Raw genomic sequence first — 13,403 nt, 5'->3', positions numbered from 1 at the left:
AAAAGAACGCATCAAATCAACCTGTGAGAGCGATAAATTATCCAGCCGACAGAGGAAGAGCAAGAGGGGGAAAAGAGAAAATTTTGTAACTGTGAAATGCCAAAAATTGACATAGAAACAACTTATTGCTTTTCAAAGCGCCACCAAAAATTAACCCAGATCAATGAATGTTAACTTACTGGTTTTAATGTGATCTGTGGCAGATCACTTATTACTCTTTTGTGAGTATATTCTCATCCGCGATTAAAACCACAACGATGGAGCGGATATGAAAAAATTAGCGGTGGCAGCCCTTGTATTAAGCAGTCTCTCTGGCGGCGCGTATGCGCATGAAGCAGGCGAATTCTTTATTCGTGCCGGTTCGGCTACGGTTCGCCCAACTGAAGGATCGGATAACGTACTGGGAATGGGCGGTTTTAACGTCAGTAACAACACCCAGTTAGGTTTAACATTCACCTGGATGGCGACGGATAACGTTGGGGTTGAGCTTCTGGCGGCAACGCCGTACCGTCACCGTGTCGGTCTTGGTGCGACCGGTGATATCGCCACGGTTCACCATTTACCGCCAACGCTGATGGCGCAATGGTACTTTGGCGATGCCAGCAGCAAGGTGCGTCCATATATTGGCGCGGGTGTGAACTACACCACCTTCTTCGATGAGAAATTCAACGATACCGGCAAAGAAGCAGGACTCTCCGATCTCAGCCTGAAAGACTCGTGGGGTATGGCTGGGCAGGTTGGTCTGGACTATCTGATTAACCGTGACTGGCTGATCAACGCCTCGGTCTGGTATATGGACATTGATACGGACGTACGCTTTAAGGCGGGCGGCGAGCAGCAAAGCATCAATACGCGTCTGGATCCGTGGGTGTTCATGTTCTCTGCGGGTTATCGTTTCTAATTCTGTATGTTTAATGCGCCCCCGAGGGGGCGCATTTCGTCTATTACTTCTGAATCAAATAGCGAATGGTTGGCCCGTCCTGCTGGATATCCAGCACCGTATAACCGTGGTTTTTTGCATCCAGCGGAATGTTGTTGATGGATTGCGGACAATCGCTCACCACCTCCAGAATTTCACCTTTTTCCAGCTGCGGCAGTGCCTCAAGCGTGGCAACCGCCGGATACGGGCAGGGTTCACCGACCATATCCAGACGATAGTCGGGGACGATCTCTTTCATGCAGCGTTCTCCTGCGTTTCAGTTTTGACGACGGCACGGCGGAAGAAGCGTTTCTCCTGCGCGACAACCAGTAAAAAAGCGACCAGCAGCAGGGCATAAGTCACCAGCAGGCCGCCGAGAGGGCCGAAAGCGCTCAGCAGGTTAACCTTGTCCCAGTTTGTGGCAAGCACCGGGGACACGTCGTCCCAGAAGTATGCGAGGAGTGTGGATCCAAGGACATTCCCAAGCCCGACCCACCAGTAGTGCACCTGTCCCTCAACCGCGCGGTACATCCAGCCGGTTTCACACCCGCCCGCCAGCACAATCCCGAAGCCAAACAGCAGACCGCCAATCACCGCGTTCGGGCCAGCCCACATGATCTTCGGTTCAACACCGAGCTGAACATAGCTGAAAATGCCGATAGCGCTCACCGCCATGCCGGCAATGATTGCCTTCGCCATCATCGTCCTTCCGGTGATCCACATATCGCGAAACGCAGAGGTAAAGCAGATCTGCGCGCGTTCGATCAGCAGGCCAAAGCCGACGCCGAACAACATCGCCAGGCCAAGCTTCGGCTGATTCATCGCCGTGCAAATGGCCCATGCGATCATAGCAAAAAAGACCAGCATACCCAGGCGGAAACGGCGCTTTGCCTGCTCCGGTTTTTGGGTTAGCGGGGACGCCGCGCTGACTTTTGTCATTTTCACCGGAATGCGGAACAGCGGCAGAAGGGTGAATTTTGCTCCGAAGTAAGAGCCAATCGCCGTGGCCACGGCAAAAAACCAGGCATGAAGGGAGAACTGCGGAATCCCCGTAAAGAACGCGGCCAGATTACAGCCCATCGCCAGGCGGGCGCCAAACCCGGCAATCATACCCCCGACTACCGCCTGCATGATGCGAACGCGGCTTTTGGGCATGCGCAGCTTAACGTTGTTTGCCCACAGCGCCGCAGCGAAACAGCCGCCGAACATGCCGATAATCATCATTCCGTCGATGCGGGTAAGCGGGGTGCCGTCCAGGTGAATGAGTTTGAAGTATCCCCACTCTTCGGTGTGCACGCCTGCGAGCTGCAGCAGTTGCCCACCCCAGCGGGTGAATTCACCGGTGACGGCCCAGAAGGTGCCGGTAATGCCGAAATAATAAGTAGAGAGAATGCCTGCCGCGATGACGGCCGGAACAGGTGACCAGAACTTAACCAGGTAAGTCTGTTTGAAGGATTGCCATGACATGAATAAGCCTCTGAACTCAGAAGGATTAGTGCTAAAAAGAGTCCAGATCATACGCTTACGCGAAAGTTTGAAAAGCTATTCACACCGAAAATATCGACGGGATCAATTTTGACGTAATCCTTTGTAGAGGATGGAGAAGGAGGAGTAACCGTCTGGCAGGGTTGCCAGACGGTGGAGGGATTATGCTTTACGCGTCGCTGCTTTCATTGCGGTCACGAACGCTTTCAATTCGCTCAGCATCTGCTCGGGCTTGTCCACGTTCTTCTCGATGATCTTCACAATCGCAGAACCGGAAATGGCACCCGCTGCCTTCGCGTCAATCGCCGCGGTGACCTGATCCGGAGAGGAGATCCCGAAGCCCTGCAGCGGCGGCGCGGCATGGTACTCGGCCAGCTTTTCCACCAGATGATGCAGCGGCAGTGCAGCTTTATTTTCGGCGCCGGTCACGCCCGCGCGCGAAAGCAGATAGGTATACCCGCGCCCGTAAGAGGCTATCTGGCGCAGCAGTTCATCGTCTGCGTTTGGCGGGCAGATGAAAATAGGGGCGACATTGTGACGCATCGCAGCCTGGCGGAACGGCGCGGACTCTTCCACGGGCACGTCTGCTACCAGGACCGAGTCGACACCTACGCGCGCGCATTCTGCATAGAACTCGTCAACACCACGGTTGAACACCAGGTTGGCGTACATCAGCAGGCCAATCGGAATGGTCGGGTGCTTCTGGCGGATCGCCGCCAGCATTTCAAAGCACTGGGTTGGGGTCACGCCTGCCGCAAAGGCGCGCAGGGTGGCGTTCTGGATGGTCGGGCCATCCGCCAGCGGATCGGAGAAAGGAATACCCAGCTCCAGCGCGTCGGCGCCGGCTTCAATCAGGGCGTCGATAATCTTCAGAGACTGCTCAGGGCCAGGGTCGCCCAGGGTAACGAAGGGGACGAACGCGCCTTCCTGGCGGGATTTCAGTTCTGCAAATACGTTATCGTAGCGTTCCATCAGATTTCCCCTCGTGCTTTCAAAATATCGTGAACGGTGAAGATATCTTTGTCACCGCGACCGGAAAGGTTCACCACCAGCAGTTGCTCTTTTTCCGGGTTTTCTTTCATCATTTTCAGCGCGTGCGCCAGCGCGTGAGAAGACTCCAGCGCCGGGATGATCCCTTCGCTGCGGCACAGCGTTTTGAAGGCTTCCAGCGCTTCGTCATCGGTAATGGAGACATAGTCCGCGCGCCCCGTGCTGTTCAGGAACGCGTGCTGTGGCCCAACGGACGGGAAGTCCAGTCCGGCAGAAATTGAGTAAGACTCTTCAATCTGCCCTTCATCGGTCTGCATCATCGGGGCTTTCATGCCGAAGTAGATCCCCACGCGGCCATGCTTCAGCGGCGCGCCGTGCTCGCCGGTTTCAATCCCATGACCGGCAGGCTCGACGCCAATCAGCCCTACGCGGGTTTCGTCGATAAAATCGGCAAACATGCCGATGGCGTTAGACCCGCCGCCGACGCAGGCAATGACTGCATCCGGCAGGCGACCCTCTTTTTCAAGGATCTGCGCTTTGGTCTCTTCACCGATCATGCGCTGGAATTCGCGCACGATGGTCGGGAACGGGTGAGGACCTGCCGCGGTGCCGAGCATATAGTGCGCGGTTTCGTAGCTGCCGGACCAGTCGCGCAGCGCTTCGTTACAGGCATCTTTCAGCGTCGCAGAACCGCTGTGCACCGGGATCACTTCCGCACCCATCAGGCGCATACGGAACACGTTCGGCGACTGACGCTCAACGTCTTTAGCACCCATATAGATGCGGCACTTCAGGCCGAGCAGGGCGCTGGCGAGCGCAGAAGCCACGCCGTGCTGGCCCGCGCCGGTTTCGGCGATGATTTCGGTTTTACCCATACGCTTCGCGAGCAGCGCCTGGCCCAGCACCTGGTTAGTTTTATGCGCGCCGCCGTGCAGCAGATCTTCACGCTTAAGATACAGCGTGGTTTTGGTGCCTTCGGTCAGGTTGCGGCATTTGGTCAGCGCGGTTGGACGCCCGGCGTAGTTTTTCAGCAGGTCGGTAAACTCCGCCTGAAACGCCGGATCTTTCTGCGCGCTCACGAACGCTTCTTCCAGCTGGCGCAGCGCGGGCATCAGGATTTGCGGAACGTACATCCCGCCGAATTCACCAAAATACGGGTTAAGTAATGTCGTCATCTTCTCTTCCTTAATATGCACGCAGAGTTTTAAACACCGAGGCCAGCTTGCTGGCATCTTTGATACCCGGTTGCGACTCTACGCCTGAATTAAAATCGAGGCCTGCGCAGCCGGTTTTCGCGGCTTCCACACAGTTATCCGGGCTTAGTCCGCCCGCCAGCAGGACGTTGTCCAGCTTTTCGCCGTTCAGCAGCGACCAGTCAAAACGTTGTCCGGTGCCGCCCTGGCCGTTGTCGAGCACGTATTTGTCAACGTGGTGAAGATTACGTGCGGGCAGGGTGGTGCCCACGCTTTGTGCTTTCCAGATTTGAACCTGCGGTGCCAGCGCGTCGCGCAGGGCATTGATATACGCCTGATCTTCATCGCCATGGAGCTGAACGGCACTCAGGGATAACGCGTCGGCTTTTGCCACAACATCCGCGACATCCGCATTGCGGAACACGCCAACATAGCTCAGCGGGGCCGCCGCGATTACCTTGCGGGCCTGTTCCTCATTGACTGCACGAGGAGAGGTGTCGACGAAGATTAAACCGCCATAGATTGCTCCAGCCTCATACGCGGCCAGCGCATCCTGTTCGCGGGTTAGGCCGCAGACTTTGTTTTCACCCAGCAGCACGCGACGCACCGCCGCATTGAGGTCGTCATGTTCCATCATGGCGGAGCCAATCAGGAAACCGTTGGCGAAGTGGCTCAGCTCGCGCACCTGGGCGTAGCTGTTAATGCCGGACTCGCTGATCACCGTGACGCCCGCACCCAGACGCGGCGCCAGCTGGCGGGTGCGGTTCAGGTCAATCGACAAGTCGCGAAGATCGCGGTTGTTGATGCCGACCACTTTGGCTTCCAGCGCGATGGCGCGCTCAAGCTCTTCTTCGTTACTCACTTCGGTCAGCACGCCCATTTTCAGGCTGTGCGCCACGGCAGCAAGCTGCCGATACTGTTCGTCGTCCAGTACCGAGAGCATCAGCAGGCAGGCATCGGCCTGGTAGAAACGCGCCAGCCAGATCTGATACGGGTCGATAATAAAGTCTTTGCACAGGATCGGCTGCGGTGCGATGCCGCTGACGATCGGCAGAAAATCGAAGCTGCCCTGGAAATATTTCTCATCCGTCAGCACGGAGATTGCCGACGCATGATGCTTATAAATACCGGCGATACGCGCCGGGTCGAAATCGTCACGAATAACGCCTTTTGAGGGAGAGGCCTTTTTGCACTCCAGAATAAAGGCGGTACGTGCACCCTGCAGGGCGTCATAGAAACGACGGCTGCTCGGGACGACGTCATTCTGGAAACTGGCAAGCGGCTGCTCTGCTTTGCGTGCTTCCACCCAGATGGCCTTATCGGCAACGATTTTCGCTAAAACGGTCTGCATTCTTTACCCTCTTGCCGCAAGTGCGGTAACGCGATCGTAAGCTGCACCGGAGCGCAGTACATCCAGAACTTTTTGAGCATTGGCCTTCAGGTCTTCCTCACCGTGCAAACGCATCAGCATGGCGACGTTGGCAGCCACGGCGGCCTCATGAGCGGCCTCACCTTTACCTTGTAGTAAGCGCGTCAGAATGTCACGGTTTTCTTCCGGCGTACCGCCTGCCAGCGCTTCCTGATGGTACGGCGTTAAGCCGAAATCAGACGCCTCAAGCTGATAGCTGAGTACTTCACCATCGTTAAGCTCGGCCACCAGCGTCGGTGCATGCAGCGAAACTTCATCCATTCCGCCGCTGTGCACCACGGCGGCGCGTTTGTAACCCAGCACGCGCAGCGTCTCGGCAATCGGCAGGACCAGCTCAGGGCTGTAAACGCCAATTAATGCCAGCGGCGGATGGGCCGGGTTGATCAGCGGGCCGAGCACGTTAAACAGCGTGCGGGTTTTAAGCTGCTGGCGAACCGGCATCGCGTGGCGGAAACCGGTGTGATATTTCGGCGCAAACAGGAAGCAGACGCCCAAATCGTCCAGCGCTTCACGCGAACGCTCGGCATTCATCTCCAGATTGATGCCAAACGCGGCCAGCAGATCGGACGAGCCTGAACGGCTGGAGACGCTGCGGTTACCGTGTTTTGCCACTTTCAGTCCACACGCTGCGGCGACAAAGGCACTGGCGGTAGAAATATTGATACTGTTGCTACCGTCACCGCCGGTCCCGACGATATCCGCAAACTGATAGTCCGGGCGCGGGAACGGAGCAGCATTTTCCAGCAACGCGGTTGCCGCACCGGCGATCTCCTGCGGGCTTTCGCCGCGCACTTTCATGCTCACCAGCGCCGCCGCCAACTGCTCAGGCTTCAGCTCGCCGCGCACCACGGCGGAAAAAAGCTGGTGGCTCTCCTGTTGGCTCAGGGTCTGTGCCTGATACAGTTTTTCCAGAATCGGCTGCAGGGTGTTGGTCTGCTCCAGCTTCTGTAACGCCCAGTCAAGGGTCTGCTCCAGCAGGCGGGCGCCATTGGAGGTCAAAATAGATTCCGGGTGGAACTGCATCCCGCAGACGCGATCCGCATCGTGGCGTACCGCCATCACCATCCCTTCAAACGAGGCGTTGATGGTCAGCCCGGCCGGAATGTTGCTGCCGACCAGCGAATGATAGCGCGCGACCGGGAGCGGATTCGGCAGCCCGGCAAACATTGCCTGGCCGTCATGTTCAATGCTGGAGGCTTTACCGTGCAGGATCTCGCCCGCCTGGCCGACGTAACCGCCGTAAGCTTCCACGATTGCCTGGTGACCAAGGCAGATACCGATAATCGGCAGCTTGCCGCGCATGCGGGTCAGCAGTTCGGGCATACAGCCCGCTTCGCTCGGCGCGCCCGGCCCCGGGGAGAGCATCAGCACCGGGTTTTGCATGGTCGCCAGACGGTCAATCAGGGTCTGAGCCGGAACGTGGTTGCGGTAGATAACGACGTTGTGACCATTCGCACGCAGCTGATCTGCCAGGTTATAGGTAAAGGAGTCGATGTTATCGAGCAGCAGAATGTCAGCCATCAGAAAATCTCCTGTGCGTGGTGTGCGGTAGCGATGGCGCGCAATACCGCGCGTGCTTTACTGCGGGTTTCGTCAGCTTCAGACTGCGGAACAGAGTCAAGAACAATCCCGGCGCCGGCCTGAACGGTGGCAATACCGTCTTCGACGTAGGCGGAGCGGATCACGATGCAGGTATCGAGGTCGCCGTGGGCGGTGAAGTAACCCACCGCGCCGCCGTAGCTCCCGCGCCGACGTCCTTCCGCTTCGGCGATAAGCTGCATGGCGCGCACCTTCGGCGCGCCGCTCAGCGTGCCCATATTCATGCAGGCGCGGTAGGCGTGCAGCACGTCGAGGTCGCTGCGCAGTTCACCCACCACGCGGGAGACCAGGTGCATCACGAAGGAGTAACGGTCAACTTTGGTCAGGTCTGCCACGTAGCGGCTGCCCGGGGTGCAAATGCGCGCCAGGTCGTTACGCGCCAGGTCAACCAGCATCAGGTGTTCGGAGAGCTCCTTGTGGTCGGTTCGCATTTCCAGTTCGATGCGGCTGTCCAGATCGCGGTCCAGCGAGCCATCGGCACGACGGCCACGCGGACGGGTGCCCGCAATCGGGTAGATCTCAATCTGGCGGCTGGTGGCGTCGTACTTCAGCGAGCTTTCCGGCGAGGCGCCGAACAGCGTGAAATCATTGTCCTGCATAAAGAACATATATGGGCTCGGGTTGCTCTTCTTCAGCACGTCGTAAGCCGCCAGCGGTGACGGGCAGGGCAGCGAGAAACGGCGGGACGGCACAACCTGGAAAATCTCCCCGGCGCGAATAGCCTTTTGCATCTGGCGAACCACGGCCCCGTATTGATCGTCGGTCTGGTTAACGTCGCATGTCATTTTTTCCACGTGCTGTACCGGCAGCGCAGGCGGCGCTTCCGTCATCTGCTGCCGGAGCTGGGCGATGCGATGCTCAAGGCGGTTTTTCTCAGACGCAGAGGGCGTGAACAGGCTTGCCTGGATGCGGGTATATTTTTTCTGATGGTCGATCACCAACAGGGTTTCGGCCAGGTAGAAACAGTAGTCCGGGCAGCGGTTGCCCTGCTCGGTTTCCGGCAAATCTTCAAAACCGGCGACGAGGTCGTAAGCAAACAGCCCGCCGAAGAACATTGCTTCGCGCTCATCTTCCGGCACGGTGACAAGATTTTGCAGCAGGCGGAAGGCATCGAACACGGACAGCGAGCAGAGGCGCGCATCTTCGTCGAGCAGCTGGCTTACCGGCGGGAAATGCAGAATTCGCAGGTCCGGGTGACGTTCATTGTCGATGCCCGCGGGCAGAGCCGCATCCAGCAGCGGCAGCAGCGATGCACCATTATCAGAGAGCGCCTTAATGGTGACGGTGTCACCTAACGCGGTAATGCGCAGCGCGCTGTCGACCAGCAGCAGGCTTTTCAAATCGTCCTTGCTGTCGATATCCGCAGACTCCAGCAGCAGCGTCGCCGGACGCGCGCCGCACACCTGATGAAACAGCGCGGTCGGGTTGTGGCGATAGACCGCCTCGCAGGTCAACAGTTCGAGATGAGGTTTGGCTGTTTGCATGTTGTGATTCTCATTTATTCTGTTCAAAAAAAAGCCCGCTGGGTAGCGGGCGGGTATCTGTTTGCATTTCGCAGATGCGTGACACTGCCCGAAGATCAGGAAGTGCGCCACCAACCGTGCAGAGTGAAATGTGCTGTCATTTTCAGATACCTTTCTCGTGTGAACTTGCGTACTAGTTAACTAGTTCGATGGCGTATTGTCAACCCTTGATTTCAGAATTTCATATTAAGTCGGTATCATGGCGTTTTCGGATGTCTCCAACCTGTTATGGGAAGTGCTTTGAGCGATACCACCTACGCGATTATTTATGATTTACACAGCCATACTCAGGCCTCTGATGGCCTGCTGACACCCGAAGCCCTGGTTCATCGCGCGGTTGAAATGCGTGTCGGCACGCTGGCGATAACCGATCACGATACCACCGACGCCATTCCGGCAGCGCGCGCCGAGATTGCCCGCAGCGGGCTGGCGCTGAATCTGGTGCCCGGCGTCGAGATCTCGACCGTCTGGGAAAACCATGAGATTCATATCGTTGGCCTGAACATTGATATAGAACATCCGGCACTTCTTGCCTTTTTGCAAGAACAAAAAACGCGCCGCAACCAGCGCGCGGAGATGATCGGCGAGCGTCTGGAGAAGGCGCATATTCCGGGTGCGCTGGAAGGTGCGCAAAAGCTGGCGAACGGCGGGGCGGTCACCCGCGGTCATTTCGCCCGCTTTCTGGTTGAAGCGGGCAAAGCGACGACCATGGCGGATGTCTTTAAAAAGTATCTGGCGCGCGGGAAAACCGGATACGTTCCGCCACAGTGGTGTACAATAAAACAAGCTATTGATGTCATTCATCATTCTGGCGGTAAGGCCGTGCTGGCCCATCCGGGACGGTATAATCTTTCTGCTAAATGGCTGAAACGGCTGCTGGCGCACTTTGCCGAATGCGGTGGCGAGGCGATGGAAGTCGCCCAGTGTCAGCAGGCGCCCAACGAGCGCGCGCAGCTCGCGACTTACGCCCGCCAGTTTGGCCTGCTAGGGTCACAGGGCTCTGATTTCCACCAGCCCTGCGCGTGGATCGAGCTGGGACGCAAGCTCTGGCTACCCGCTGGCGTTGAGCCGGTCTGGCAGCTCTGGGAGCAGCCGCAGCAAATTGAAGAGAGGGAAGTATGAGTCAGTTTTTCTATATCCATCCGGACAACCCGCAGCCACGTCTGATTAACCAGGCCGTGGAGATCGTCCGCAAAGGCGGCGTGATAGTCTACCCGACCGATTCCGGCTACGCGCTGGGCTGTAAAATTGAAGATAAAGGAGCGATGGAACGCATTTGCCGTATTCGTCAGCTGCCGGACGGCCATAACTTTACCCTGATGTGCCGCGATCTCTCTGAGCTGTCGACCTATGCGTATGTCGACAACGTGGCGTTTCGCCTGATCAAGAACAACACGCCGGGTAACTACACCTTCATTCTGAAAGGGACGAAGGAGGTGCCGCGTCGCCTGCTGCAGGAAAAGCGTAAGACTATCGGCATGCGCGTGCCGTCGAACCCGATTGCCCAGGCGCTGCTGGAAACCCTCGGCGAGCCGATGCTCTCCACCTCGCTGATGCTGCCGGGCAGCGAGTTTACCGAGTCCGATCCGGAGGAGATTAAAGATCGTCTGGAGAAGGTAGTGGAGCTGATTATTCACGGCGGTTATCTCGGCCAGCAGCCGACTACCGTTGTGGATCTGACCGAAGACGCGCCTGAAGTGATTCGTGAAGGCGTGGGTGATGTTAAGCCTTTCTTGTAAAGGTGTAAGCAGATATACTACGCGGCCATCAAAGCAGGGCTCGGCTCTGCTTTTGACCTGATTCGACGCCTGTGAAGGCGACACCTGAGGAAGCTCAATGAGCGAGAAGTTACAGAAAGTGCTGGCGCGCGCCGGCCACGGCTCACGCCGTGAAATCGAAGCCATTATTGAAGCGGGCCGCGTGAGTGTGGACGGTAAAATCGCCACGCTGGGTGACCGCGTAGAAATCGTACCGGGGCTCAAGATCCGCATTGACGGTCATCTTATCTCCGTGAAAGAGTCCGCGGAACAGATCTGCCGCGTGCTGGCGTATTACAAGCCGGAAGGCGAGCTGTGTACGCGCAACGACCCGGAAGGTCGTCCAACGGTGTTTGACCGTCTGCCAAAACTGCGCGGCGCCCGCTGGATTGCGGTGGGGCGTCTGGACGTGAACACCTGCGGTCTGCTGCTGTTCACCACCGATGGTGAACTGGCAAACCGCCTCATGCACCCAAGCCGTGAAGTAGAGCGTGAATACGCCGTTCGCGTTTTCGGCCAGGTCGACGAAAATAAACTGCGCGATCTGTCGCGTGGCGTGCAGCTGGAAGACGGCCCTGCGGCGTTCAAAACCATCAAATTTACCGGTGGTGAAGGGATTAACCAGTGGTACAACGTGACCCTGACCGAAGGCCGTAACCGCGAGGTGCGTCGTCTGTGGGAAGCGGTAGGCGTGCAGGTTAGCCGCCTGATCCGCGTTCGCTACGGCGACATTCTGCTGCCGAAAGGTCTGCCGCGCGGTGGTTATACCGAGCTGGATCTTACCCAGACTAACTACCTGCGCGAGCTGGTTGGCCTGACGCCGGAAACCACATCTAAAGTGGCGGTGGAGAAAGATCGTCGTCGTATGAAGGCGAATCAGATCCGTCGTGCGGTTAAACGCCACAGCCAGGTGAACAGCAATCGTCGCTCTGGCAACCGGAATAACAACGGTTAATTGAAAAAGCCCGGTGAACTCACCGGGCTTTTTCTTTAGTAATCAATGCCAATTTGTGCTTTGATGCCTGCATCAAACGCATGCTTGACCGGACGCAGCTCGCTGACGGTATCTGCCAGCTCCAGAATCTCACGATGACACCCACGACCTGTAACGATAACCGTCTGGTGCGCAGGGCGGTTCTTCAGTGCATTCAGCACCTCCTCCAGCGGCAGGTAGTCGTAGGCGACCATATAGGTGATCTCATCCAGCAGAACCATATTCAGCGAGGGATCGGCCAGCATTCTTTTAGCGTGCTCCCAGACGGCCAGACAGGCTGCGGTATCGGTTTCCCGGTTCTGCGTATCCCACGTAAACCCGGTCGCCATCACCTGAAACTCAACGCCGTGAGGCTCAAGCAAATTACGTTCGCCGTTGGGCCATTCACCTTTAATAAACTGGATAACGCCAACCTTCTGCCCGTGACCGACCGCGCGGGTAGCGGTGCCAAACGCGGCAGTAGTTTTGCCTTTACCATTGCCGGTAAAAACGATGACGATCCCTCGCTCGTCCTGAGCTGCCGCGACGCGCGCGTCAACCTGTTCCTTCAGACGCTGCTGTCGCTGCTGATGACGTTCTTCACTCATTGCGAAATTCCCGGTTTGCGGCCCGGCTGGGCATCAAAGGTCATTCCGGTTTTGCGGCGGCTGTCGTCGCCCATCAGCCAGAGATAGAGTGGCATAATGTCTGCCGGGGTTTTCAGCTTCAGCGGATCTTCCGTCGGGAACGCGCTGGCGCGCATGCTGGTGCGCGTACCCCCCGGATTAATGCAGTTTACGCGCAGATGGCGGCTCTGATACTCATCCGCCAGCACCTGCATCATGCCCTCGGTCGCGAATTTTGAGACAGCATAAGCCCCCCAGTTTGCGCGTCCCTCGCGGCCTACGCTGGAAGAGGTGAAGACCAGAGATCCAGACTCGGATTTGAGTAATAAAGGAAGCAAGGCCTGCGTGAGGAAAAAAGTACCGTTAACGTTAACCTGCATCACCTGCTGCCAGATTTCAGGATCCTGTTCATCCATTGGACGCACTTCACCTAACAAACCAGCGTTGTGCAGTACGCCGTCAAGACGTGGGTAGTGGGTACTGATACGGTGAGCAAGCTCCTGGCAGAGCGCTGGGGTGCAGGTCAGCAAATCGAGCGTGTACCAGGGGGCAGGTGTGCCGCCTGCGGCCTCAATTTCCTGAGCGACCCCTTTGAGCTTTTCTTCGTTGCGCCCAATCAGAATTACGCTTGCGCCATATTCAGCGTACGTCAGGGCCGCTTCGCGACCAATACCATCGCTGGCGCCAGTGACAAGAATGATTCGGTTCTGCAGCAGGTTTTTTTGCGGTTGATAATGCACGGTGACTCCTCAGGCGCACGGTGTCTCTATCACGCCTTCATAATGACTTTTCGGCTTTATGCCCGAATTAGCGTGAGAATTCAATCAGTCTACAGGACGCATTGCTGCAAAATTAACAATTTGCAAATATTTAAACCGCAGCGCGGGGATTCCTGAAGACGGCTCGCAG

Annotated in this window: 14 protein-coding genes and 1 other annotated feature; of the genes, 4 read left to right on the top strand and 10 right to left on the bottom strand. The window is 57.2% G+C overall.

Annotated features, from left to right (window positions below; genetic code table 11):
* Positions 1-268: 268 nt before the first annotated feature.
* Positions 269-901 (top strand): outer membrane protein OmpW, encoded by a 633-nt coding sequence (gene ompW / locus IM295_RS20105; RefSeq protein ID WP_193067245.1) that lies wholly within the window; start codon positions 269-271, stop codon positions 899-901.
* A gap of 43 nt (positions 902-944) precedes the next feature.
* Here ompW and yedF read toward each other — a convergent pair whose 3' ends face one another.
* From yedF to trpL, 8 genes are all read right to left on the bottom strand, one after another.
* Positions 945-1,178 carry a sulfurtransferase-like selenium metabolism protein YedF gene (gene yedF / locus IM295_RS20100; protein WP_045260667.1) on the bottom strand — a complete coding sequence of 78 codons (234 nt, stop codon included), beginning with the start codon at positions 1,176-1,178 and terminating at the stop codon, positions 945-947.
* The gene (yedE, locus tag IM295_RS20095; RefSeq protein ID WP_048960531.1) at positions 1,175-2,386 is read right to left on the bottom strand and encodes a selenium metabolism membrane protein YedE/FdhT; all 1,212 of its coding nucleotides are present in this window, start codon (positions 2,384-2,386) and stop codon (positions 1,175-1,177) included. Before yedE ends, yedF begins: the two co-directional genes overlap by 4 nt.
* 180 nt (positions 2,387-2,566) lie before the next feature.
* Positions 2,567-3,376: a tryptophan synthase subunit alpha gene (trpA, locus tag IM295_RS20090; protein ID WP_063437440.1), complete on the bottom strand. Its 810-nt coding sequence runs from the start codon at positions 3,374-3,376 to the stop codon at positions 2,567-2,569.
* Entirely contained in the window at positions 3,376-4,569 is a 1,194-nt protein-coding gene (gene trpB, locus IM295_RS20085; protein ID WP_028013413.1) for a tryptophan synthase subunit beta, read from the bottom strand. The genes trpA and trpB overlap by 1 nt, the downstream gene beginning before the upstream one ends.
* A 10-nt stretch (positions 4,570-4,579) precedes the next feature.
* A complete protein-coding gene (gene trpCF / locus IM295_RS20080; RefSeq protein ID WP_041909630.1) occupies positions 4,580-5,938 on the bottom strand; it encodes a bifunctional indole-3-glycerol-phosphate synthase TrpC/phosphoribosylanthranilate isomerase TrpF in 1,359 nt (452 codons plus the stop codon).
* Between the two features lie 3 nt (positions 5,939-5,941).
* Positions 5,942-7,537 (bottom strand): bifunctional anthranilate synthase glutamate amidotransferase component TrpG/anthranilate phosphoribosyltransferase TrpD, encoded by a 1,596-nt coding sequence (gene trpD / locus IM295_RS20075; RefSeq protein ID WP_028013411.1) that lies wholly within the window; start codon positions 7,535-7,537, stop codon positions 5,942-5,944.
* A complete protein-coding gene (locus IM295_RS20070) occupies positions 7,537-9,099 on the bottom strand; it encodes an anthranilate synthase component 1 (RefSeq protein WP_063942357.1) in 1,563 nt (520 codons plus the stop codon). Before IM295_RS20070 ends, trpD begins: the two co-directional genes overlap by 1 nt.
* A 25-nt stretch (positions 9,100-9,124) precedes the next feature.
* Positions 9,125-9,218, bottom strand: a sequence feature (Trp leader region).
* Positions 9,195-9,239, bottom strand: a complete 45-nt coding sequence (gene trpL, locus IM295_RS23310; RefSeq protein ID WP_106993556.1) for a trp operon leader peptide — start codon at positions 9,237-9,239, stop codon at positions 9,195-9,197. Its footprint overlaps the feature before it by 24 nt.
* Before the next feature lie 139 nt (positions 9,240-9,378).
* Here trpL and rnm point away from each other — a divergent pair, with 139 nt between their 5' ends.
* The 3 genes from rnm to rluB all read left to right on the top strand — a co-directional run bounded on the left by rnm (position 9,379) and on the right by rluB (position 11,850).
* Positions 9,379-10,260: an RNase AM gene (rnm, locus tag IM295_RS20060; RefSeq protein ID WP_028013409.1), complete on the top strand. Its 882-nt coding sequence runs from the start codon at positions 9,379-9,381 to the stop codon at positions 10,258-10,260.
* Positions 10,257-10,877, top strand: a complete 621-nt coding sequence (locus IM295_RS20055; RefSeq protein ID WP_003856793.1) for an L-threonylcarbamoyladenylate synthase — start codon at positions 10,257-10,259, stop codon at positions 10,875-10,877. Before rnm ends, IM295_RS20055 begins: the two co-directional genes overlap by 4 nt.
* Before the next feature lie 97 nt (positions 10,878-10,974).
* Positions 10,975-11,850, top strand: coding sequence for a 23S rRNA pseudouridine(2605) synthase RluB (rluB, locus tag IM295_RS20050; protein WP_045260662.1), 876 nt, complete (start codon positions 10,975-10,977; stop codon positions 11,848-11,850).
* A gap of 35 nt (positions 11,851-11,885) precedes the next feature.
* Here rluB and cobO read toward each other — a convergent pair whose 3' ends face one another.
* Both cobO and IM295_RS20040 read right to left on the bottom strand, forming a co-directional pair.
* A complete protein-coding gene (cobO, locus tag IM295_RS20045; RefSeq protein WP_193067244.1) occupies positions 11,886-12,476 on the bottom strand; it encodes a cob(I)yrinic acid a,c-diamide adenosyltransferase in 591 nt (196 codons plus the stop codon).
* Entirely contained in the window at positions 12,473-13,234 is a 762-nt protein-coding gene (locus IM295_RS20040; RefSeq protein WP_028013406.1) for a YciK family oxidoreductase, read from the bottom strand. The genes cobO and IM295_RS20040 overlap by 4 nt, the downstream gene beginning before the upstream one ends.
* Positions 13,235-13,403 lie beyond the last annotated feature (169 nt).

The organism is Enterobacter cloacae complex sp. P14RS, from assembly GCF_014895895.1.
Classification (GTDB): domain Bacteria; phylum Pseudomonadota; class Gammaproteobacteria; order Enterobacterales; family Enterobacteriaceae; genus Enterobacter; species Enterobacter bugandensis.
This window is presented reverse-complemented; position numbering and strand designations above follow the sequence as displayed.

What these genes read in the sequence shown, in the direction of transcription:
- ompW (WP_193067245.1), top strand. Translation starts at nt 269, where the DNA reads ATGAAAAAATTAGCGGTGGCAGCCCTTGTATTAAGCAGTCTCTCTGGC.
- yedF (WP_045260667.1), bottom strand. Translation starts at nt 1,178, where the DNA reads ATGAAAGAGATCGTCCCCGACTATCGTCTGGATATGGTCGGTGAACCC.
- yedE (WP_048960531.1), bottom strand. Translation starts at nt 2,386, where the DNA reads ATGTCATGGCAATCCTTCAAACAGACTTACCTGGTTAAGTTCTGGTCA.
- trpA (WP_063437440.1), bottom strand. Translation starts at nt 3,376, where the DNA reads ATGGAACGCTACGATAACGTATTTGCAGAACTGAAATCCCGCCAGGAA.
- trpB (WP_028013413.1), bottom strand. Translation starts at nt 4,569, where the DNA reads ATGACGACATTACTTAACCCGTATTTTGGTGAATTCGGCGGGATGTAC.
- trpCF (WP_041909630.1), bottom strand. Translation starts at nt 5,938, where the DNA reads ATGCAGACCGTTTTAGCGAAAATCGTTGCCGATAAGGCCATCTGGGTG.
- trpD (WP_028013411.1), bottom strand. Translation starts at nt 7,537, where the DNA reads ATGGCTGACATTCTGCTGCTCGATAACATCGACTCCTTTACCTATAAC.
- IM295_RS20070 (WP_063942357.1), bottom strand. Translation starts at nt 9,099, where the DNA reads ATGCAAACAGCCAAACCTCATCTCGAACTGTTGACCTGCGAGGCGGTC.
- IM295_RS20055 (WP_003856793.1), top strand. Translation starts at nt 10,257, where the DNA reads ATGAGTCAGTTTTTCTATATCCATCCGGACAACCCGCAGCCACGTCTG.
- rluB (WP_045260662.1), top strand. Translation starts at nt 10,975, where the DNA reads ATGAGCGAGAAGTTACAGAAAGTGCTGGCGCGCGCCGGCCACGGCTCA.
- cobO (WP_193067244.1), bottom strand. Translation starts at nt 12,476, where the DNA reads ATGAGTGAAGAACGTCATCAGCAGCGACAGCAGCGTCTGAAGGAACAG.